General features: G+C 70.7%; 20 protein-coding genes. 3 read left to right on the top strand and 17 right to left on the bottom strand.

What is annotated here, in order from left to right; all coding sequences use genetic code 11:
- Positions 1-3: 3 nt before the first annotated feature.
- From queA to ruvC, 7 genes are all read right to left on the bottom strand, one after another.
- Positions 4-1,026 (bottom strand): tRNA preQ1(34) S-adenosylmethionine ribosyltransferase-isomerase QueA, encoded by a 1,023-nt coding sequence (gene queA, locus IRZ18_01155; protein ID MBX5475717.1) that lies wholly within the window; start codon positions 1,024-1,026, stop codon positions 4-6.
- Positions 1,027-1,096: 70 nt separating this feature from the next.
- A complete protein-coding gene (locus IRZ18_01150) occupies positions 1,097-2,410 on the bottom strand; it encodes a hypothetical protein (GenBank protein MBX5475716.1) in 1,314 nt (437 codons plus the stop codon).
- 23 nt (positions 2,411-2,433) lie between these two features.
- Positions 2,434-3,147 (bottom strand): RNA polymerase sigma-I factor, encoded by a 714-nt coding sequence (sigI, locus tag IRZ18_01145; GenBank protein ID MBX5475715.1) that lies wholly within the window; start codon positions 3,145-3,147, stop codon positions 2,434-2,436.
- A gap of 45 nt (positions 3,148-3,192) precedes the next feature.
- The gene (locus IRZ18_01140; GenBank protein ID MBX5475714.1) at positions 3,193-3,408 is read right to left on the bottom strand and encodes a DUF2905 domain-containing protein; all 216 of its coding nucleotides are present in this window, start codon (positions 3,406-3,408) and stop codon (positions 3,193-3,195) included.
- Positions 3,409-3,438: 30 nt separating this feature from the next.
- On the bottom strand, positions 3,439-4,503 hold the full coding sequence (ruvB, locus tag IRZ18_01135; GenBank protein ID MBX5475713.1) for a Holliday junction branch migration DNA helicase RuvB: 1,065 nt from the start codon (positions 4,501-4,503) through the stop codon (positions 3,439-3,441).
- A gap of 22 nt (positions 4,504-4,525) precedes the next feature.
- On the bottom strand, positions 4,526-5,128 hold the full coding sequence (gene ruvA, locus IRZ18_01130; GenBank protein MBX5475712.1) for a Holliday junction branch migration protein RuvA: 603 nt from the start codon (positions 5,126-5,128) through the stop codon (positions 4,526-4,528).
- Entirely contained in the window at positions 5,125-5,625 is a 501-nt protein-coding gene (ruvC, locus tag IRZ18_01125; protein ID MBX5475711.1) for a crossover junction endodeoxyribonuclease RuvC, read from the bottom strand. The genes ruvA and ruvC overlap by 4 nt, the downstream gene beginning before the upstream one ends.
- 203 nt (positions 5,626-5,828) lie before the next feature.
- Here ruvC and IRZ18_01120 point away from each other — a divergent pair, with 203 nt between their 5' ends.
- Positions 5,829-7,250, top strand: coding sequence for an Ig-like domain-containing protein (locus IRZ18_01120; protein ID MBX5475710.1), 1,422 nt, complete (start codon positions 5,829-5,831; stop codon positions 7,248-7,250).
- Positions 7,251-7,335: 85 nt separating this feature from the next.
- Here the strand turns inward: IRZ18_01120 and IRZ18_01115 are convergent, their stop codons facing one another.
- The 6 genes from IRZ18_01115 to IRZ18_01090 form a co-directional block, all read right to left on the bottom strand.
- Positions 7,336-7,704: a VOC family protein gene (locus IRZ18_01115; protein MBX5475709.1), complete on the bottom strand. Its 369-nt coding sequence runs from the start codon at positions 7,702-7,704 to the stop codon at positions 7,336-7,338.
- Positions 7,705-7,755: 51 nt separating this feature from the next.
- Positions 7,756-8,319, bottom strand: coding sequence for a BofC C-terminal domain-containing protein (locus IRZ18_01110; GenBank protein MBX5475708.1), 564 nt, complete (start codon positions 8,317-8,319; stop codon positions 7,756-7,758).
- A 46-nt stretch (positions 8,320-8,365) separates the two neighbouring features.
- Positions 8,366-9,718: a beta-N-acetylglucosaminidase domain-containing protein gene (locus IRZ18_01105; protein ID MBX5475707.1), complete on the bottom strand. Its 1,353-nt coding sequence runs from the start codon at positions 9,716-9,718 to the stop codon at positions 8,366-8,368.
- 2 nt (positions 9,719-9,720) lie between these two features.
- On the bottom strand, positions 9,721-10,476 hold the full coding sequence (locus tag IRZ18_01100; GenBank protein ID MBX5475706.1) for a YebC/PmpR family DNA-binding transcriptional regulator: 756 nt from the start codon (positions 10,474-10,476) through the stop codon (positions 9,721-9,723).
- Positions 10,477-10,519: 43 nt separating this feature from the next.
- Positions 10,520-11,266, bottom strand: a complete 747-nt coding sequence (gene nadE / locus IRZ18_01095) for an NAD(+) synthase (GenBank protein MBX5475705.1) — start codon at positions 11,264-11,266, stop codon at positions 10,520-10,522.
- Positions 11,267-11,431: 165 nt separating this feature from the next.
- Positions 11,432-12,661 carry a tyrosine--tRNA ligase gene (locus tag IRZ18_01090; GenBank protein MBX5475704.1) on the bottom strand — a complete coding sequence of 410 codons (1,230 nt, stop codon included), beginning with the start codon at positions 12,659-12,661 and terminating at the stop codon, positions 11,432-11,434.
- A gap of 113 nt (positions 12,662-12,774) precedes the next feature.
- Between IRZ18_01090 and IRZ18_01085 the strand changes: the two genes are divergently transcribed.
- Both IRZ18_01085 and IRZ18_01080 read left to right on the top strand, forming a co-directional pair.
- Complete coding sequence (locus IRZ18_01085; protein MBX5475703.1) at positions 12,775-15,438, top strand: PBP1A family penicillin-binding protein; 2,664 nt, start codon at positions 12,775-12,777, stop codon at positions 15,436-15,438.
- A 16-nt stretch (positions 15,439-15,454) separates the two neighbouring features.
- Positions 15,455-16,384, top strand: coding sequence for a type I pantothenate kinase (locus IRZ18_01080; protein MBX5475702.1), 930 nt, complete (start codon positions 15,455-15,457; stop codon positions 16,382-16,384).
- Between the two features lie 17 nt (positions 16,385-16,401).
- On the opposite strand, the gene IRZ18_01075 is transcribed toward IRZ18_01080, so the two are convergent.
- The 4 genes from IRZ18_01075 to IRZ18_01060 form a co-directional block, all read right to left on the bottom strand.
- Complete coding sequence (locus tag IRZ18_01075; protein ID MBX5475701.1) at positions 16,402-17,799, bottom strand: class II fumarate hydratase; 1,398 nt, start codon at positions 17,797-17,799, stop codon at positions 16,402-16,404.
- Positions 17,800-17,863: 64 nt separating this feature from the next.
- Positions 17,864-20,299, bottom strand: a complete 2,436-nt coding sequence (locus IRZ18_01070; GenBank protein MBX5475700.1) for an endonuclease MutS2 — start codon at positions 20,297-20,299, stop codon at positions 17,864-17,866.
- Positions 20,300-20,408: 109 nt separating this feature from the next.
- Entirely contained in the window at positions 20,409-21,719 is a 1,311-nt protein-coding gene (locus IRZ18_01065; GenBank protein ID MBX5475699.1) for an Nramp family divalent metal transporter, read from the bottom strand.
- Positions 21,720-21,750: 31 nt separating this feature from the next.
- On the bottom strand, positions 21,751-21,924 hold the full coding sequence (locus IRZ18_01060) for a ferrous iron transport protein A (protein ID MBX5475698.1): 174 nt from the start codon (positions 21,922-21,924) through the stop codon (positions 21,751-21,753).
- Between the last annotated feature and the right edge of the window lie 46 nt (positions 21,925-21,970).

Raw genomic sequence — 21,970 nt, 5'->3', positions numbered from 1 at the left:
ACGTCACAGGATCAGCATGGCGTCGCCGAAGCTGTAGAAGCGATACCCGCTCTCCACCGCGCGCCGATACGCGGACAGGACGAACTCGCGCCCGGCGAACGCGCTCACGAGCATCAGGAGCGTCGACTTCGGCAGGTGGAAGTTCGTGACCAGCGCGTCGACGACGCGGAAGCGAAATCCGGGGTAGATGAAGAGATCGGTCCAGCCGCTGCCCGGCTCCACGAGACCCTCGTCCGTGGCGCGGGTCTCCAGCGTGCGGCAGACGGTCGTTCCGACGGCCACGACGCGGCCGCCGCGCTCGCGCGCGCGGGCCACGGCCGCCGCCGTCTCCGGCGGCAGGCGGTACCACTCGGCGTGCATCCTGTGCTGGTCGATGCGTTCGACGTGGACGGGACGAAACGTGCCCAGGCCCACGTGCAGGGTCAGGTACGCCGTCTCCACGCCGCGCGCCTGAAGCGCCTCCAGCAGGCGCGGGGTGAAGTGCAGGCCGGCCGTGGGTGCGGCGGCCGATCCCTCTTCCCGGGCGTAGACCGTCTGGTATCGCTCGGGGTCTTCCAGAGGCCTGCGGATGTACGGCGGCAGCGGCACGCGGCCGGCTTCGCGCAGGGCGGCCTCCCAGCCGCCTGGGGCCTCCAGCCGGACGACGACCTCGCCCTCGGCCGCCTTCTCGATCAGCGTCGCGCGCAGTCCGCGTTCGAAGGAAAGCGTCTCCCCGGCGCGCAGGCGGCGGTGCGGCCGCGCGAGCGCGCGCCACTCGCCGTCGCGGCCCTCGGGGTGCAGGAGAAGGAGTTCCGCCGTGCCGCCCGTCGCCCGCCGGCCGACGAGGCGCGCCGGAAGGACGCGGGTGTCGTTCAAGACGAGCAGGTCCCCCGGAGCCAGGAGTTCGGGCAGCTCGAAGAAGCGACGGTCCTCGATCTCCCGCGTGGTCCGGCGCAACACCATGAGCCGGGCCGCGTCCCGATCGGGCAGCGGCGCTTGGGCAATGCGGTCTTCCGGCAAATCGTAGTCGAAATCCTCGACGCGCACGCGGAGCCAACCCCCGAGTTATCCTACTCGGTCCTCGGGGCTTGCACAAAGCGTTCCACGGATGCGGCGGTCAGTCGTTCCGCTCGCCGTCCGGGTTTCTGTCGTGGTCATCGCCCCACGGCGCGATGCCCTTGAGGAAGTCGCCCAGTTGGCGCCAGACGGAGTCGTCGTGGCGGATGTGCGGGTCGCCTTCGCGCGACCCGCGCTCGCCCTGGCCCGGCACGCCACCGGAATCCCGCCCGCCGCGGCCCCTGTCCTGGCCGCCGTCGCTGTGCTTGGCACCCTCGGACGGCGATGCGGTGCCGCCGGACCCGTCCTTCCCATGGTCGTGACCTTTTGCGCCATCTTGACCACGGGTGCTGGCGTGGCCGTGGCCCTCGTCCGAGCCCTTCGTGGAACCGCCATCGGACGCGCCGTGGCCATTCCCGTTGCGATGGCCGTCGCCATGGCCGTCCTTGCCCGGCTGAGAAGGAGCCCCGTGGCCGCGGTCGTCCTCCGAGTTTCGGGAGGCTCCGTCGCCTGTCTTGTTCCCGTGCGTACGCGGGTCGTCGCCACGGCCCGGTGATCCGGAGAGGTCCTTGTCGTTCCAGATCTTTTCCGCGATGTCGTCCGGCGAAAGGCCGGCCTCGCGAAGCGCGTCCCAAACGCCAAGGTCTTTGACGGCCTGAAGGTCGACCTTCGCGCCCTGCTTCGCCGCCTCGAGGTACAACAGATACTCGCCCAGCGACAGCCCGTGCGCTTGGGCCTGTTCCCGCAGCGAATCGGCGTGGTGCGCGTCGTCGTCCAGACCGATGACGGCGACCGCGCGGCCCTTCGTCCGGGCATCGGTCTCCACCGCGTCCTTGGCCGCCCGGAGCTCGCCGGCCAGCGCCTGCGGCGCGGTTCCATGCGCCCGCGACGCGGCGACGGCGACGACGACCGCCGGAGACGCTTGTCCGTTCTGGATCGCCGGCTGCACCAACTCGCGCACGGCCTGGCTCAAGTCCTTGCCCTGGACGCGCGCCTTCCTCAACAGTTCAGCCGCGCCCTGCGTCCCGTACGCTCGGATGACCCGGCCTTGCGCGTCGACCGCCAGATCGGCCGTCACCCCGGGCGCGAGATCGATGGACACGTGGGCGTACGCGGCCTCGGACCCGGGCCACGTCAGGCTGGCCCCCACGGCGGCGAGCGCGATCGCCGCCACGGCCGCGGCCGTGCCCGCGCGTCGAAGCCAGATTGGACGCGCGGCGCGCTCGGCCGCCCAGGAGAACGTCACCTCGTCCCCGACATCGCCGCCGCGACGCAACCAGGCACGAGGCACGCGAAGAAACGCCCCGTCCGGAGTGAGCACGACGAGGTGGTCCGTGCCGACCTCCAACACGATCCCCCGGCGCTCCGCGTCCACGGCGTTCCCTCCCCGCGCCCGTCTCATGCCTTGATGTACTCCCGCAGCGTCTCAAGATCCTCGAGAAGGATCATCGCGACAGCGATGATGTACTTCCTCTGCCGCTCAAGCGTCTTCCGGCTGACGCCGAGATCCCGCAGCGACGAGAGTTCCTTCAACGGCAACGCCTTGTGGCGCTTCAAATGCTGCACGAATGCGGGCGTCTCCGCGATCCGCCGCGCCACCGCCATGGCCCGCCGGCGCGCGTCCTCGTGGCGCGGGGCGGCGTCCACCAGATCCTGCAGCGTCAGGCCGAACTCCGCCAGCACCTCGCGGAAGCGCTCGATGTCCGCGCGTCGCCGCTGCGCCTGCTCTTCCGCCTCGTGCTTCGCGAGCGCCCCGCGAATGTCCACGACGTTGAACGGCTGACCCTCGTCGTCCGTCGACTCGAACTCGGTGAGCGGCGTTTCGCGTGGGTTCCGGGACGCGCGGTAATGGTCGATCAGGCGCCGGCGGATGACCATCTCCGCGAAGGCCAGGAACGAGGAGCCGGCTTCGCCGTCGAAGCGGTCGATGGCCTCGTTGAAGGCGATCAGGGCCACGCTGACTTCGTCATCCCGCCCCGTCACGAGGTACCGGCCGCAGGCCCGCGAGGCCACGCGCAACACGAACGGCGTGTACGCGCGAATCAGCCCGTCGCGTGCCTCGCGGTCGCCGGCCCTCGCCAGCGCGAGCCTCGTCTCCGCCTCGTTCCCCATACCGTTCGCGCACACCCCTTCCGTTTTCGGGGGTCTGTGGAGCGGTCAGCGCCGGAACCACAAGTTGAGGAGCACGGTGAGGAGAAGGCTCAGCAGAAGGCTCGTCGCGAGCGGCGCGTAAAAGGTGAAATTGCCCCGTTTGATGAGGATGTCCCCGGGCAGGTGACCGATGCCGGGCACGCGGCCCATGAGCCAGATCAGCACGCCGGCGCCGGCGAGCATGAGGCCGGCGACGACGAGCATGCGGGCCAATGCGTCCATGGGCATACCTCCCGATGGCTGCGGGGACGATCAGCGGTCGGAGTCCTGCGCGCCGCCGTCCGCCGCCTCGAACAGCGCGGCCTGGCTCTCCTTCGGCGGCTGCAGGCCGAGATGGCGGAACCCCGCCGGCGACAGCACGCGTCCCCGCGGCGTGCGTTGAATGAAGCCGATCTGCAACAGATACGGTTCGTACACGTCCTCAAGAGTCGTCGGCTCTTCGCCGATGACGCCCGCGAGCGCCTCGAGGCCGACGGGACCGCCCCCGTACACGCGCGCCAGCGTCTCCATCAGTTTCCTGTCGACGGCGTCGAGGCCGAGCTCGTCGATCTCCAACAACGCCAGACCCCTTCGGGCGACCTCTAAGGATATCACACCGTCCGCCTTCACTTCGGCGAAGTCCCGGAGCCGGCGCAACAGGCGGTTCGCGATTCGCGGCGTGCCCCGCGCGCGCCGGGCAACCTCGGCCGCCCCCTCGGGATCGATGGGAATGCCCAGGACCTCCGCGGAACGCTGCACGATGGCCTGCAGCTCCCGGGGCTCATAGTATGCCAGGTGGCAGATCACGCCGAAGCGGTCGCGCAGCGGGCCCGCCAGGGACCCGGGCCGCGTCGTGGCGCCGATCAACGTGAACCGGGGCAGGTCGAGGCGGAGCGTGCGCGCGCCCGGCCCCTTGCCGATGACGATGTCGAGCGCGTAGTCCTCCATGGCAGGGTAGAGCACCTCGACCACCGACGCGTGCAGGCGGTGGATCTCGTCGATGAACAGCACGTCGTCCGGCGCGAGGTTCGTCAGGATCGCGGCCAGGTCGCCCGGCCGCTCGATGGCCGGACCGCTGGTCACGCGGATGTTCACGCCCAGCTCCGCCGCGACGATGTGGGCGAGCGTCGTCTTCCCCAGGCCCGGCGGACCGTAGAGGAGCACGTGGTCCAGCGCTTCCCTGCGCGCGCGGGCGGCTGCGACGAAGATGGACAGCCTCTCCTTCACCTTCTCCTGGCCCGGAAACTCCGCGAGCGTCTTCGGGCGCAGCGAGCGCTCGAGGAGGCGGTCCTCGTCCCGCTGCGCCGGGCTGATCAGCCGTTCCTCTTCCCTGCCCATACCATTCCCCGTTTCTCTCGGGTTACGCGATTCCGGACGCGAGCCGCTTCAGCGCCTCCCGCACGATGGTGGCCACGTCCGGCTCGGCGCCATCAAGGCGCACGGAGGCCGCGGCCTGCGCGGCCTCCGCCGGGCCGTAGCCGAGCGCGACGAGCGCCGCCGCCGCCTCACGGTAGGGGTCGGCCGGCGGCGTCGCACCGTCCGCGCGGGCCGTCGTCTCTTCATGTGCGCCCAGCTTGTCGCGCAACTCCAGCACGATCCGCTGGGCCGTCTTCTTGCCGACGCCGGGCACGGATTGCAGGAGGGCGTCGTCCCCGGTGGCGACCGCCCTTCGAAGGGACTCCACGCCCAGGCCGAGCACGGCCAGCGCCAGCTTCGGGCCGATGCTCGCCACCGACAGCAGCTGGTTGAAGAGATGCCGTTCCTCAAGCGTGGCGAAGCCGAAGAGCGACACGTCGTCCTCGCGGACGAGCAGGCGCGTATACAGCGTCACGTCCTGCCCGACGGCCGGCAATACCGTGAGCGTGGACGCCGGGACGGCCAGCTGGTACCCGACCCCGTGCACCTCGACCACGCAAAAGCCAGCTTCCTTGTGAGCAATCCGGCCCCGCAGATGATGGATCACCGGCGCCACCCCGCGCGCGCCAGCGGGTTCAGAGCATGATGCGCCCCGCAAATGGCGACGGCGAGGGCGTCCGCGACGTCGTCCGGATGCGGCGTCGCCGGCAAGGCGAGCAGGAGCCGGACCATCTCTTGAACCTGGGACTTGTCCGCCCTCGCGACGCCGGTGACGGCCATCTTCACCGCGTGCGGCGGGAACTCGGCCACGTCCATCCCGGCCCGCGCGGCGAGCAGGAGCACCACGCCCCGGGCCTGGCCCACGGAGAGGGCGCTGGTGACGTTCTGCCGGAAGAACACCTGCTCCACCGAAAGGAGCTGTGGCTGCCACCGGTCCACGACGCCCTGAAGCGTGTCATGGATGGCGAGCAACCGCTCTTGGACAGCCTCCTGCGCCGACGTGCGCACCACGCCCTGCTCGAGGGCACGCAGGCGCCCGCCCTCCGCCTCCACGACGCCGTAGCCGAGGAGAGCCGTGCCGGGGTCAATTCCAAGTACGCGCAATTCGCCCGATCCCTTCCGGAGTCAGGTTCGACCCGCCGCCCTGGACTCCCTCCCCAATCCACGAACGCGCGTTCGACCGGAGAAGCGGACCCGGAACACGTCCGCCCGCCGCACGCCCGTTCGGTCTAGAGGTTGCCAGTATTTGCCACTATCATGACGGCCGGAGCGCTCCGACCGATCCGACGTTCGAAAGGAGATCGCGCATGACGCGCAACCGCATCTGGCGCCGGACGAGGGTGGCCGCCCTCGTCCTGGTCAGCCTCGCGACGGCCCTGACATGGACCGCGCCCGCCGCCGCTTCGGGGTCGCTGGCCCACACGGAGACCCGGCACCGGCTCCCGGTGTCCCGGACCACCCCTGTAGACGGGGCGGTCGGCGTGCGTCCGGACGCGCCGATCGAAATCGGTTTCGACCGCCACGATCACCTCTTCCGGCAGTTCCGTCAACAGCTGGAATCCGGCCACTTCGGCGTCTGGCTCGACGGCAGCCGGGTGGACGCCGCCTATGACAAGGATAAGGCCGTGATCAGGGTCGCGCACCCTCTCCTGGAGCGCTACGCCGAACACACGGTGGAACTCCGCGTCAAGGCGGCCCTTCACTCGCCCCGCGCCCGCGCCGCGGAGGCCTTCACCTACACCTTCCACTTCACGACGGGTTCCGCCCTCCACGAGCCGACCCACGCGTCCTTCGACCTTTCGTCGCCGGTTGCGCAGGCCGGCGACGAGGGTGCCGCGCTGCGCGTGCAGGTCTGGGACGACTACGGCCTGCCCGCAGCCGGTGCCACCGTGGAGACGTCCCTTGAAGAATCCGGCGTCCGCGTCCCCTCCAGCGCGAACGCTCCCGGCGGGCCGCTGAACGGATCCACCACCCTTGCGGTGACCGACACGGAGGCCGAGGACGTCACGCTCACCGTGTACGTGCGCGGGCCGTACGCGGACGGCCGCGACGACCATGCGTTCACGACCGTCGTTCGGTTCCTGCCCGGACAGCCGGCAGCGGCGACGATCCGCGCGGGAGGCGACCACATCACGCCGGGCGAGCCGGTGCGGCTCGAGGTCGACCTGGTCGACCGCTACGGCAACCCCACCCCGGGCGTGCCGGTGACCTTCGCGTCCTCCAACGACACGGCGCGCTTCGACCCGGTACAGGCCACGACGGACGCCAACGGCACGGCCGTGACGTCCGTGACGGCTGCCCGCGGCACGGTCGACATCGTGCTCTCCGGCGACGGGTTCCACCTGGGCCAGGACGCGTTGACGGGCCAGGCGACCCTTTCCGTGCAGGATCCGCCGGCCGCGAGGACCAAGCACCTCAGGCTGAGCGGGGTCACGCGGGGGTGGGTCCACTGGCCGAACGTGTACGACACCGTGTTCACGTTCGACGCCGCGCCGGGAGAGGTGACGATCCAGCAACTCTCCGTGACGTCCAACGCGTGTTGGGGCATCTACGCGCCGGACGGCGCCGTCGTCATGAGCGGATGCCTGACGACGGGCTATTCGGCCGTGCCGTCGATCCCCCTGGTGCACGGGACGTTGCCGGCGGCCGGCACCTACACGTTGAAGATCCACTGGGGAGGACAGTACGGAAACCTCTACGACATGGACGTGGCCTACCCGGCGTACTGACGGCGCTGCCCGCCGCCGGCCGCCCGGCCCCGGGGGGGCCGGGCGGCGTCTCCCGGCGCTCCGCGGTCACCTTTCGACGCCGTGCTCACCGTGCAGCGTCGCCGTCCGCGAACTCGAACAGGTTCAGCCGGCGTCCCGCCGGGTCGACGAAGCGGATCAGACGGTAGCCTTCGGGACTGGTCGTCGGCTCGCCGAGCGGCCGAGCGCCGCGGCCGATCCACTCCGCCGCGGTCGCATCCAGGTCGGAGCACTCAAAGGTCAGCGCCACGTCCGGCTTCCCGGCTGCGCGCTGGAACACGGCGACGCCGGCGTCGCCGGCCGGCAGCTGGAAGAGAGCCCATCGACGATCCGCGTCATGGTGGACCAAGCGCAAACCGATCACGTCACGGTAGTACCGCACGGCGGCGTCCCAGTCGTCCACCGCCAGTTCGACAAACGCCAGGCGGCGCAGCACGGCGATCCCCTCCGCGCCCTGGTTCGCCGCCCACTTCCTCTCGTCCTTCGGTCAGTGCTGCAAGCCTTCCAGCAGGGCGTCGACTTCCTCGTCCGTCGACACCACCACGCCGTTCTCAAGACGGGCGCGATCCTTGTCCGTCAACTGGTCGGCGGTGATGTCCGTCTCCCTCTGAAGCGGGCCGAGGTCGTTCGGCGTTCCGTAATAGACCCCCACGCGGCCCTGGCGGAGCAGGATCGTGCGCCCGCGGTACGGGCAGCCCACCGCGCTGCGGGTGATGACGACCCGCTCGGGCGTGAACGTGTCGATGACGGCGTCAGGGTAACGCCGTTCCAGGTCCGGCCGCGTGAGCCCGATCCACTCGGCCGGCGCGGGATTCGACTCCTCAAGCGTCTGGCGGCAGTCTCCCTGGGTGTACGTCGTGCGCGTCACGACGACCGTCTCGGCCGAAATGCGCGGCGCCGCCTGTTCCTGCGCCACCGTGCGGGCCGGCGGCGCGGCGCGGCCGGCGGCCTGCTGCCGGGCGTCCAGCGAGCGCATCACGACGCCGCCCACCGCGCCGCCGAGCATGAAACTCACCAGGGCCACGGCGAACCAGCGTGCGGCTGGGGCCACTGGGCATCCCTCCCAGGCTGGTTAGGATGCCCGGCCCATCCTCCGGTTATGTACCCTGGCGCGGCGTCCCCTGCGACTGGAGATGGTCGGCGACGCGCCGGACGAAGTCACCGATCATGCCTTCCGCGACGAGATGGCCTCCGGGGAGGCCGTCCAAGCGTTCGCGCAAGGCGCCCGCCGCGGCGCCGTCCCGCTGCCGCAGCGCTTCCAGCGCACGCCGGGCGAGGTCGACCTCCGCAGCAAGCCGCTCCAGCCACGGCCGCAGCTCGCCGAAGAGGTCGCGCCGCGGCAGGTGGGCCTCCAAGGCGGGCGCGATCTCCGCAAGCGCCGCCAGGGTGCGATCGAGATCGTCGCAAGCCGTGTCGAAGGCGCGGGCGTCGGCGGCCTCGACGGCGCTCCACAACGCGTCCAGGGCCGCTCGCAACCGGGGCGCCTCATCCGGCCACAGGCGGCTGGATTGGTTGAGCGCCGCGAAGCGCAGCAGCGCCTCCCACGCGTGGCGCCCCCCGATGGCCCGCGCCGCGTCCTCCCACGCGGCTTGCGGCTCGTACGTCTCCGGCGAGCCGAGGAAGAGATCCCACGTGTGCAGCGCTAGTTCGGACGCCGTAGCCTCCGTCATCGGGTTGACCCAGACGCCGAGCGCCGCCTCCGCGAGTCCGGGCTCGCGGCCGCGGATCGGGCCGAGGAACAGCCGCTCCGGACGGAAATCGTTCACCGGGTAGTTGTCCCAGATGAGCGGCGGGCGTCCAAGCACGGACGTGATGGCGCGGGCGTCGTCCACGGTGATCGTCGGCGAGACGACCTTCGGCCCCGTCCAGATGATGGGGACTTCGGCCGGCACCGTGGCCGCCAGCGCGGCACGGTAGGGGGTCGCCTCCGTCCCGTGGTACTCCGTGGGACAGAAGTACAGGCGAAACTCCGGGTCGCGCTCGCGGCCCGCCCGCCAAAGGCGCGCGACGAGCTCCCCCTGCGCGCGGCCCAGCGCCGCCGGACCCTCCCCGTAGACGGCGACATCCGCCGGCCGCAGGACGGGGTCGACGTCGTCCAGCGCGAGAAGGAAGCGCCGCACCCCGCGTTCCCACAGCACGTCCCACTTCCGCCAGATGGCGGCTTCGTCGTCCGGGTCGCTGTACACGATGTCCAGGCCCGGGCTCAGCCCGAACACGAAGCGGACGTCCCCGTGCTGCAGGTAGGCGAGGACGTCGTCGAACGTGATCATCTCGACCTTGGGGTACGGCTCCCGCCAGCGCTTCCTGTGGTACGGGTCGTCCTTCGGCGCGTAGACGAATTCGTTGAAGCCGCGCTGCTTCATGAAGGTGACGACTTCCCGCCGATCGCGCGGCGTCCACGGGCGGCCGTAGAACCCCTCGACGACGCCACGGATCCTGAAGTGCGGCATCGTCACGCCTCGAGCTTCGCGAGCTCTTCGTCTGAGATGCTCAGGTTCGTGTACACGTTCTGCACGTCGTCGTGGTCTTCCAGGGCCTCGATCAAGCTCAGCGCCTGCTGCGCCGTCTTGCCTTCCAGCTGCACTTCCGTGGTCGGCAGCATGGTGAGCTCCGCGTCGGCGAACACGTAGCCCTGCGCCTCAAGCGCGTCCTTGACCGCCTGGAAGTCGTCGTACGCGGTGACGATCTGGAACGAGTCGTCCTCGACGCGCACGTCCTCCGCGCCCGCCTCCGCCGCGTGCAGGAGCAACTCCTCTTCGTCCACGGGCGTCGCCTGCCGGTCGATCACGAGCAGTCCCTTGCGCTCGAACATCCAGGCGACGCATCCCGACTCGCCGAGGCTCCCCCCGTGCCGGCTGAAGAGGTGCCGGATCTCGCTCGCGGTGCGGTTGCGGTTGTCGGTGAGGATCTCCATGAGCACGGCCACACCGCCCGGCGCGTAGCCTTCATAGGTGACCGCCTCGAGGTTCATGCCTTCCTCGAGGCCGGCGCCGCGGCGAATCGCCCGCTCGATGTTCTCGGCGGGCACGCCCGCGTCCTTGGCCCGCTCGATGGCGATCTTCAACCGGGTGTTGGCGGCCGGATCCGGGCCTCCGGCCTTGGCGGCCGCCATGATCTCCTTCGACATCTTGGAGTAGAGCGCGCCCTTCTTCGCGTCCTGGCGGCTCTTGCGATGCATGCGGTTATGCCACTTGGAGTGACCGGCCATCGCGCCCAACCTCCCTCAACGACGATGGATGTTCGACTCCGCCTCAGGAAACGTCGTCCGGCGTCGGCGGCATGTGACGCTTGTGCTCGCTGCGCCGGTGCATCTCGGCGATCCTCGCCGCGACCTCCGGCGCGACGGCCGACGCGCCCCTTCGAATGTAAGCGTCCAATTCCTCGTACGTGAAGCCCATCTCGGCCTCGTCGCTCTGGCCTTCCCACAGCCCGGCGGACGGCGTGCGCTCCACGATCGCGGCCGGCAAGCCGAGCGCCCGGCCGAGCAGGCGCACCTCGGTCTTCACGAGGTGGCCGATGGGAAGCAGGTCGACGCCGCCGTCGCCCCACTTCGTAAAGTAACCCACGTACAGCTCGCTCGCGTTGCCGGTGCCGGCGACCAGCGCGTTCTTCTGCGCCGCCATGAAGTTGAGGGCGATCATGCGCAGGCGCGGCTTGACGTTCGCCCGCGCAAGGGGCTTGGCCGGGCCGCCCGCGGCCTCCAGAACGGGCAGCAGCGCGTCGAAGGCTGCGTCGAGTTCCACGGTCTGCGCCTCGATTCCCAGATGCCGGGCCACCAGGCGCGCGTCACGCGCGTCCGCCTCGGCCGAGTGGCACGGCAGAATGTAGCCCCATACGCGGCCGGGCAGCGTGCGCGAGGCGATCGCGGCGACGACGGCGGAGTCGACGCCACCCGACAGGCCCACGACGACGCCCGAGGCTCCGGCGTCCTTCACGCGGGTCGCGAGCCACTCGCCAATCCGCTCGGCCTCGGCTTCCGCCCAACGAACGTCACGCACCTCGCCGATCTCGGCCAACGTCACGCCCTCCTTCGTGCTGCCTGCCCCTTGGCCATCCCGTCATAGGGCGACCTCGCTGCGCCCCGTCGGTGCTCGCTTCGGCCGCCCTGTGACGGCGGGCGCGCCAACCCGCGATACGCGCTCCGGTACGGTGCCGTCCCGCGCTCAGGCGCGGCGCAGGCGGACAAAGCGCCGCCGACCCACCTGCAGCACGGAGCCGTCCTGCCAGGCGACGTCCCCCTCGATGCCGGCGACGCGCACCCCGTCCACGCGCACGGCGCCCTCCGCCACGAGCCTGCGGGCCTCGCTCTTGCTGGAGGCCAGCCCGGCCGCGCACAGCATCTCCACGATCCCCAGCCCGGGGGCCACACGCGCCTCCGGCATTTCCTCCGGCAGCTCCCGCTGTTGGAACACCCGCCGGAAGTGCGCCTCGGCCGCCTCGGCCGCGGCGGGCCCGTGGTACAGCCGGACGATCTCCCTCGCAAGGCGCATCTTCGCGTCCCGCGGGTTCAATTGGCCGGCCTCCATGTCGCGTTCCATGGCGCGAATCTCGGCCAGCGGCACATCCGTGACCAGCTCGAAGTAGCGAACGATCAGCGGGTCCGGCAGCGACATCGCCTTGCCGTACATCTCCTCCGGCGGCTCGTCGATGCCGATGTAGTTGCCCAGGCTCTTGCTCATCTTCTGCACGCCGTCGAGCCCCTCGAGCAGCGGCATGTTGAGCATGATCTCGGGATCCTGGCCGTAGTGCCGCTGGATCTGCCGGGCCATGAGGATGTTGAACGTCTGGTCCGTACCGCCGAGTTCGACGTCGATGCGCAGCGCGACGGAGTCGTACCCCTGCATCAGGGGATAGAAGAATTCGTGCAGGGAGATGGGGCGCTCCTCCCGGAAGCGCTTGGCGAAGTCGTCCCGCTCCAGCATCCGCGCGACGGTGACGCTGGCCGCGAGCCGCACGACGTCCTCGAACGCGAGCGGCGCCAGCCACTGCGAGTTGAACACCACGTGCGTGCGGGCGGGATCGAGGATCTTGAACACCTGGGTCTCGTACGTCCTGGCGTTTGCCGCCACTTCCTCGGCGCTCAGCTGCTTCCGCGTCTCCGACTTGTCCGTGGGATCGCCGATGCGTCCGGTGAAGTCTCCGATGACGAAGTAGACCTCGTGGCCCAGGTCCTGGAATTGCCGCAGCTTCCTCAAAACGACGGTGTGTCCGAGATGGATGTCCGGCGCCGTGGGGTCGGCCCCCAATTTCACGCGCAGCGGGCGCTTCTCGGACAGGGCCTGCGCGATGCGGTCGAGTAATTCGTCTTCCGTGACGATTTGGGTGGCGCCCCGGCGCAGGGCGTCCAGCTGCTCCTGGGCCTCGCGCAGGATCCCGGGATCCCGTACCTTCATGCAAACGTCTCCATCCGCGGGAAAAGTTCGTGGAACATCATAGCACGTCCCGCCGCTGAGAGAGCCGGGGCGCCGAGTTATGTATAATGGAGCGTGTTTGGGGGGGCGAACCCGTGACCGGCTCGCGCGGCGAAAGCCGCAAAGATCGTCGCAACGCCCGTTCCGGGCGCCGGCGCAGGGTCCGCTGGGGGCGCGTCCTGTTCCTCGCCGTGCTCCTCGTCCTGCTGGCGGGCGGCGGCGCGGCGGCTGCGCTTGTCGTCGAAGCCGTGCGCACGCTTCCTTCCATCGACCAGCTCCGCCCCCAACCCGCGCTGACGTCCATCATCTACGACATCCACGGCAACCCCGCGGTGGACATCCCGGCGATCGAAAACCGTTTGCCCGTGGACATCGACAAGGTCCCCAAGCACGTGCAGGACGCGGTCGTCGCGATCGAGGACGCGCGCTTCTGGCAGCACCACGGCATCGACCTGATCGGCATCGCGCGCGCCGTCGTCCGGGACCTGACGGGCGGCCACCTGCAGGGCGGCAGCACGATCACCCAACAGCTCGCGCGAAATGCCTTCCCGATCGGCACCCAGAGGACGCTGAAGCGCAAGATCCAGGAGGCCATCCTGGCCATCGAGCTCGAACGCAACCTGACGAAGAAGGAAATCCTGCAGGGCTACCTGACCTGGGTGCCCTTCGGCAACCACGCCTACGGAATCGAGGCGGCCGCGCGCACGTACTTCGACAAGCCGGCGAGCGAACTGACGCTCGAAGAGGGGGCCCTGCTCGCCGGGTTGCCCAACGCGCCGTCCGCCCTCAACCCGTTCGTCCACCCGCAGGCCGCGCTGGAGCGGCGCAACCTCGTCCTCGACCGCATGGCGGATCTGGGCTTCATCACTCGCGCCCAGGCGGAAGAGGCGAAGAAGAAGCCGCTGGGCGTCAAGCGCGGCGAGGTGGCGGGCCCGAACGACTACAAATACCCGTATTTCGTGGATTACGTCATCGACCAGCTTGAGGCGAAAGGCTTCACGGACCAGCAGATCTTCAGCGGCGGGCTCCACGTGTACACGACGCTCGACCCGCAGGTGCAGGAGTCCATCGAGAAGGCCGTGGCGGACAACTTCGCCGCTCTGGCCAAGACGGACAAGAAGTTCTCGCCCGACGCGCAGCCCGAGATCGAGACGGCCGCCGTGATCATCGACCAGCACAACGGGTACATCCTGGGCATGGTCGGCGGGCGCAAGCACGAGCACGCGCGGGACCTGAACCGCGTGTGGCAGGCGCAGCACCAACCCGGGTCGGCGATCAAGCCCCTCGCCGTGTACACGCCGGCGTTCGCGCTGGGGTACTCGCCCGCCACGGTGGTCGACGACCGTCCCTACCTCATCAAGACGCCCGGCTCCCCCGCGTGGGTGCCGCAGAACTACGACAACGCGTACCAGGGCCTGACGACGATCCGCGAGGCCGTGCGCCGCTCGGTCAACGCCGTGGCGGCCGCGACGCTGCAGATGATCGGGGTCGACAACGGCTTCGAGTACGCGCAGAAGCTTGGCCTCGTTCACCTTGACCCCAAGCGCGACCGGATCCCGTCACTTGCGCTGGGCGGCGTCACCTACGGCCTCACGCCGCTGGAGGTGGCCAACGCGTACGCCACGCTGGCGAACGGCGGCGTGCGCACGCAGCCGATGGCCATCCTCAAGGTGACGGACAGCCAGGGGCACGTGCTCACGGACGGCAGCGGCAAGCCCGCCGAGTACAGCCCCAAGTTCACGCCCGTCGTCAGCCCGCAGGTGGCGTACCTGATGACGGACGTGCTGCGCAGCGTCGTCGACCCGTACCCCAGCGCGTCCGGGTGGATCCTGCCCTTCGGCACGGCGCCGCGGGCGCACATCGACGGCTGGCCGGTGGCCGGCAAGACAGGCACGACCAGCGAGGAGAAGTCGGTCTGGTTCGCCGGGTACACGCCGAAGTACACGGGCGTCGTGTGGATCGGGTACGACCACGAGCGCAAGCTGGGCAACGCCGCGTCCGGCGGCCGGTGGGCGGCGCCGCTGTGGCACGACATGATGGCGGGCGCGTTGAAGGGCCAGAAGCCCACGGACTTCCCGCGGCCGGACGGCATCGTCCAGCGCGAGATCGACATCAAGTCGGGCAAGCTGGCCGGCCCCGACACGCCGCCGCAGTACCGGCGCGTCGAGGTGTTCATCGCCGGCACGGAGCCCACGGACGTGAGCGACGTGTGGGTGGCACGCCAGGTGGCCGCCGGCCACGAGGACCTGCTCTGGTCCGCCGGCTGCCCGTATCCGCCGGTCACGAAGACGTTCCTGAACCGGGAGCCGTTCGGGTTCGCCCAGGTCGAGCCGATCGCGCGCGCGTATTACGGGAGCCGGTACACCGATCAGCGGGCCATCAACTGGATCCCGAAGGACATGTGGCTCGCGCCGCCAACCCAGACCTGCGGCAGCGGCCAACCGGCGCAGCCGCCGTCCAGCGAGACGTCCGCCGGCACCCATGAACCGATCACCGTGAACGTCACCGTCAGCACGCATCACATCGATCCGGTGGCGATCGAAGCGCACGTCGGGCAGCAGGTGACGCTGGTCATCCGGAATGCCGACAAGGACGTCCAGCACGAGCTGAAGGTCGACGGGTGGGACTTCGACGTGAAGATCCCGCCCGGCGAGACGGTGACGGTCACCGTGGTGCCGCACAAGGCGGAGGCGCCCACCATGCGCTGCGTGGAAGAAGGTCACGTCGACGAACTGGCTCGCTGGTTCATCACCGAATAAGAGAGGCACATCGGCCGTGGCGATCTCGCCGTTCATCGAGTTCAGCCGCGAGGAGTGGGCGGCCCTGCGGGCCAACACCCCCCTCACCCTGTCGGAGAGCGACCTCGACCGCCTCCGCGGCCTGAACGAGCGGCTGTCGATGGACGAGGTCGTCGACATCTACCTGCCGCTCTCGCGGCTCCTCAACCTGTACGTGGCCGCCACGCAGGACCTGCACCGGGCGACGCACACGTTCCTCGGCGACCCCGGCACGAAGGTGCCCTTCGTGATCGGCATCGCGGGCAGCGTGGCCGTCGGCAAGAGCACGACGGCCCGCATCCTGCAGGCGCTGCTGTCCCGCTGGCCGAACAGCCCGCGGGTCGACCTCGTCACCACCGACGGCTTCCTGTATCCCAACCGCGTTCTGGAAGAGCGCGGCCTGATGCACCGCAAGGGCTTTCCGGAGAGCTACGACCTGCGCCGGCTCCTGCAGTTCATGTCGGACCTGAAGTCGGGCGTGCCGGAGGTGCGCGCGCCCGTGTACTCGCACCTGCGATACGACATCGTGCCGGGCGAGTACCAGGTCGTCCGGCGGCCGGACATCGTCATCGTCGAGGGGTTGAACGTGCTCCAGACGGGCCCGTCCAGCAACGGGCCGCGCGTGTTCGTGTCCGACTTCTTCGACTTCTCGATCTATGTCGACGCGGACCCGGACCTCATCCGGGGCTGGTACGTCGAACGGTTCCTGACGTTGCGGGAGACGACCTTCCGCGACCCGTCCTCGTACTTCCACCGCTTCGCCGAGCTGACCACCGAGGAGGCGGTGGCGACGGCGCGCCGGATCTGGGAGGAGATCAACCAGAAGAACCTCGTGGAGAACATCCTGCCCACGCGCTGGCGCGCGCGGCTCATCCTTGAGAAGGGGCCCGACCACGCGGTACAGCGGGTGCGGCTGCGGAAGATTTAAGGCGAACCGGGCGCGGCCTACCGCGCCACGCCCGGTTCCGTCTGCCGGCGCGGGTCGAGGAGCCGGTTCACCTCGTCCTCGGGGAGGATCCCCGCCTCCATCACCAGCTCGCGCACCGTCCGCCGCGTCTCGTAGGACTTCTTCGCGATCTCGGCCGCGCGGTCGTAGCCGATCACCGGCGCGAGCACCGTCACCATCGCCAGGCTCTGCTCCACGAGGCTCTCCGCGCGCTCCCGATCGGCCTTCAGGCCGCGGATGCACTGGCGGTCGAAGTTGTCCGCCGACGCGGCCAGGAGATCGATCTGCTGGAGCAGGTTGTAGGCGAGCACCGGCATCATCACGTTGAGCTCGAAGTTGCCGTGCTGCCCCGCCGTGGTGATGGCGACGTCGTTCCCGAAGACCTGGGCGCAGACCATCATCACGGATTCGCAGATGACCGGGTTCACCTTGCCCGGCATGATGCTGGAGCCGGGCTGGACGGCCGGCAGGATCAGCTCGCCGAGGCCGCAGCGGGGCCCCGAGCCCAGCCAGCGGATGTCGTTCGCGATTTTCATGAGGGACACGGCCACCGTCTTGAGCGCGCCGCTCATGAACACGGCGGCGTCCCGCGCGGCCTGCGCCTCGAAGTGGTTCTCCGCCTCGCGGAAGCGGACGCCGGTGAGTTCGGACAGCCGCGCCGCCATGCGCGCGCCGAACTCCGGGTGCGTGTTGATGCCCGTGCCGACGGCCGTGCCGCCCTGCGCCAGCTCGCGCAGGTCCTCGGCGGCGGCGCGCACGCGCCGGATGCTGTGGTCGATTTGGCTCGCGTAGCCGCTGAACTCCTGGCCGAGGCGGATCGGCGTGGCGTCCTGCAGGTGCGTGCGGCCGATCTTGACGATGTCGTCGAACTCGCGCGCCTTCTCCTCAAGCCCCTCCCGCAGCCGCTCAAGGGCCGGCAACAGTCGCTTCTCGACCTGCTCAAGCGCCGAGACGTGGATGGCCGTGGGGATGCTGTCGTTGCTCGACTGGCCCATGTTGACGTGGTCGTTCGGGTGGACCGCCTTGGCGCCGCGCGGCTCGCCCAGGAGTTCCGCCGCGCGGTTGGCGATGACTTCGTTCGCGTTCATGTTCGTCGAGGTGCCCGACCCCGTCTGGAAGATGTCGAGGACGAACTGGTCGTCCCAGCGCCCGTCCGCCACCTCCTGGGCGGCCTTCACGATGGCTTCGCCCAGGCGCCGGTCGAGCAGCCCCAGTTCCATGTTGACCTCGGCCGCGGCTCGCTTGATGAGTCCCATGGCGCGGATGAAACTGCGGGGAAACCGAAGGCCGCTGATGGGGAAGTTGAGCACCGCCCGCTGCGTCTGCGCGCCGTAGTAGGCGTTCGCGGGCACCTGCATCTCGCCCATGGAGTCGCGTTCCACGCGGTATTCCGACATCGCTTCACATGGCCTCCTTCAGTGTGGTGCGCGGGCGACGCGCCGCAAGCGCGTCGAACACGGGTCAGCCGTCCCGCAGCTGGCAGACCGTCGTGCCCGCGCCGCCCTCCTCCGCCGTCCCCGGCCGGAACGAGGCGACCAGCGGGTGCGAGGCGACGAAGCGGCGCACGGCCTGCCGCAGCGCGCCCGTGCCCTTTCCGTGGACGAGGCGGACCGTCCGCAGGCCCGCCAGATACGCGTCGTCGAGGTACTTGTCCACGAGCGGCAGCGCCTCGTCGACGGTCAACCCGTGCAGGTCGAGTTCCGGGCGGGCGCCGGGCGGCCGGCCCTCCGCCAGCTGGACGCGGGTCCGGCCGGAAGATCCGGCCGACGGGGACCCCGCCCGGCCGCCGGGGCGCGCGGCGCCCTCGACCACTGCGAGATCGGCGCGGGGCACGGTGACGCGCATGACGCCCACCTGCACGGCGACGAGATCTTCGGCGTCCGGGGCGGCCAACACCTCCCCCTCAAGCCTCAGGCTGCGCACGTAAAACGTCCGGCCCGGGATGACGTCCTCGGCGGCCGGTACGCGGCCCGCCTCGTCCCCTCGCCCGCCCGGCGCGGGGGACGCCTCGCCCGACAGCGCGCGGTCGCGCCGGCGGAGTTCTGCGAGCGCCGCCTCGGCCTTCTCCGCGGCTTCAGCGGCCGTCTCCTCATGAAGGCGACGGCGGGCCTCGGCAACGATCGCCTCCAGTTCGGCGCGCGCCTGGCGCACATACTCCCGCGCCTTCTCCCGAGCCTCCCGGGCCAGCGCGGCACGCTCACGCTCCAGCGATTCCAGCCGTTGCCGCGCCAGCGCCGCCTGCTCGTCGGCCTCGCGCCGCGCCCGCTCGGCCGCCTCGCGCTCCCTGTGCAGATCGTCGCGCAACTCGGCCAGTTCTTCCAGCAGGTCGGCCACCTCCCGGTTCTCCACGGAGAGGTACTCCCGCGCCCGGGCCAGGATGTCTCCGGGCAGCCCGAGCCGCGCCGCGATGGCGAACGCGTTGCTCTTGCCCGGCAGGCCGATCGTCAGGCGATACGTGGGCCGGAGCGTCTCCGCGTCGAACTCCACGGAGGCGTTCCGCATGCCGGGCTCCCGGTAGGCGAACGCCTTGAGCTCCGAGTAGTGCGTGGTGGCCATGGTGAGGCAACCGCGCTGCTGGAACGTCTGCAGGATCGCCATGGCCAGCGCGGCGCCTTCCGCGGGGTCGGTCCCGGCGCCGAGCTCGTCGAGCAGCACCAGCGCCCCGCGGCGCGCGCGGCCCACCATCTCCACGATGTGGCTCATGTGGGAGGAGAAGGTCGAGAGGTTCTGCTGCACGCCCTGCTCGTCGCCGGCATCGCAGAAGACCTGGGGAAACACGGGCAGGCGGCTGCCCGGCAGGGCGGGCACGTGCAGCCCGCACTGCGCCATCACCGCGAGAAGCCCGACCGTCTTCAGGCTGACGGTCTTGCCGCCGGTGTTCGGCCCCGTGATGACGAGCGTGCGGATCTCGCCGCCCAGCCGCACGTCGATCGGCACGACGTGCCCCGTGAGCAGCGGATGGCGCGCGCCGCGAAGGTCGACCGCCTCGCCGTCCAGCCCCTCGGGTTCCACGGCGTCCATCGCCGCGCTCAGGCGGGCGCGGGCGGCGATCAGGTCGAGCTCTGCCAGCGCGTCGACGGTGGCGCGCAGCGCGAGGGCCTCGGCCCGCACCCGCTCGCTCAACTCGGCGAGGATCCGCTCCTCCTCGTCGCGGATGGCGGCCTCCACGCGGCGCAGCTCGTTGTTGATCTCGACCACCGCCATCGGCTCGACGAAGACCGTGGCGCCGGACGAGGACGTGTCGTGGACCACGCCCGGCACGCTGGCGCGGTGCTCCGCCTTGACCGGCACGACGTACCGGCCCGCCCGCAGCGTGACGATCGGTTCCTGGAGGAACGGCGCCAGCGCCGGCGAGCGGGCGAGCGAATCCAGGCGCTCGCGCAGGCGGGCGCTGAGGGACCGGTGCTGCCGGCGCAGGCGGGCCAGTTCCGGGCTCGCCCCGTCGACGACGAGGCCGTCGGCGTCCACGGCCGCCTCGATGGCCGCGGCGAGCCGGGCGTGGTCGCCGAGCGTCTCGGCGCGGTCGGCCAGCGTGGGCGCCTGCTCCCGCCGTGCGCGCAGGTGCTTGGCCAAGCGCGCGGCCGCGCGCGCCGTCGACGCGACGGCCCACAGCTCCGCGCCGTCCAGCCGCCCGCCCTTCTCCGCGCGCGCCACCGCCGCGCGGATGTCGCGCACGCCGTCGAAGGGAAGCCCGTGGCCCTCGTCCAGCAGCCGGCGCGCCTCCGTGGTCTCCGCCTGCGCGCGGCGCACGGCCAGCCGCCCCGCCAGCGGCCGCACCCGGCGCGCCAGCTCCGCGCCCATCGGCGTGGCGGCGCGCTCGGCGAGCCGCTCCACGATCGCCGGAAAGTCGAGCGCCGCGAGGGTGCGCTCGGTCGTCTCAAGGTGGTGCGTCGTCATGGCCGCTCCCCGTGGCGTGTTCTCGCGCAAACGGCCGCGCGGGCGTGGCGCGCGGCCGTTCCGCCGCCGGATGCGCTCCGGTCCCGCGGGGCTGGCGCGTGTAACCGCATCACGCAGCCCCGGTGAAGGTCCCGTACAAAAGTAGCACGTTTGCCGCCACTATCAGGAGCCCCACGCCCACGGCCGTCCAGAGGACCGGCCCGCGCACGGGCTCTCCGCCCATCACGCGCGGGTTGGCGGCGAGGTACAGGAGCGCCGCCACGGTGAACGGCAGTTGCAGGCTGAGGAACACCTGGCTCAGGACCAGCACGCGGAAGGCGTCCACGCCGAGCGCCACCACGAGGAGCGCCGGCACCATCGTCACAAGGCGCATCCAGAACACGCTGATCTTCCGGCCGACGAACCCTTCCAAAATCGTCTGGCCGGCCAGCGTGCCCGTCACGGACGAGGACAGCCCCGCGGCGAGCAGCGCCACGGCGAACGCGGCCGCCGCCATGGGGCCGAGCAGCGGGGCGAGCGTGCGGTGCGCGCCCTCGATCGATTCCACCGTGAGACCGTGCCCCGCGAACACCGCGGCCGCCATCACGATCATCGAGGCGTTGACGAGCCAGGCGACGTTCAGGGCGACCGCCGTGTCCGCGTACGCGAAACGGAGCGCGCGGCGGTTGTGCTCGTCGTCCCCCTCACGCCGCCGGCTCAGCACCACGGACGAGTGGAGGAACACGTTGTGAGGCATCACGGTCGCGCCCAGGATGCCGATGGCGATGAGCAGGGCCGACTGCGATCCCAGCCGCGGCACCAGCGTCCCGACCGCGATCGAGTGCCAGTCGGGGCGCGCAAGCCAGACTTCAAGCACGTACGCGAGCCCGACGACGCCGACCAGCGCGAGAATGACGGCTTCCAGACGCCGCGCGGCGCGGCCGGAGATGAAGAGAATGCCCAGCACCACGGCCGCGGTGACCAGCACGGCCGCGACCAGCGGGATCCCCAGAAGCAGGTGAAAGCCAAGCGCCGCCCCCAGGAACTCGGCCAGGTCGGTGGCCATGGCGGCCAGTTCCGCCGTGGCGAAGAATCCCCATGCCGCCCACACCGGCAGGTGGCGCTTGGCGTTGGCGGCCAGGGAGGCCCCGCTGCGCAACCCAAGCGTCGCGGAGATGCCCTGCAGGAGGATGGCCATGAGATTGCTGGCGAGGACGACCCACAGCAGGCGGTAGCCGAAGTTCGAACCGGCGGCGATGTCCGTCGCCCAGTTTCCCGGGTCCATGTAGCCGACGCTGACGAGAAACGCCGGGCCGAAGAACGGCAGCGCGCGGCGGATCCAGCCGGCAAACGTGGCGGCCAGCTGCGGACGCCTTGCCGCGTGACCGAACGCTTCCGCTCCCGCCTCCGACCCTCCCCATCCCTCGAACGGCGGCGCCATCACAATCCTCTCCTCAATCTCGCCGAATTTCTCATGCGTGAACCGCGACCGCGTCCGCCACGCGACCGCTGACAAGAAAGTCGCGGCCGTCACACTCGACGCGCATGCTGCCGTCAAACGGCTCCCGTTCCAGGACGCGCACGCGCGCGCCCGGCTTGAGGCCCAGATCGCCCAGGTGGCGCAACAGTGCGGCGTGGCCCCCCACCCCCCGCCCCCCCCCCGCCCGCGCCCCCCCCCCCCCCGGCCCCGGG

Source organism: Clostridia bacterium (assembly GCA_019683875.1).
In the GTDB taxonomy this organism is placed as follows: domain Bacteria; phylum Bacillota; class Sulfobacillia; order RBS10-35; family Bu92; genus Bu92.
Note: the sequence above shows the minus strand (reverse complement) of the source record. Positions and strands in the feature narration are given on the sequence as shown.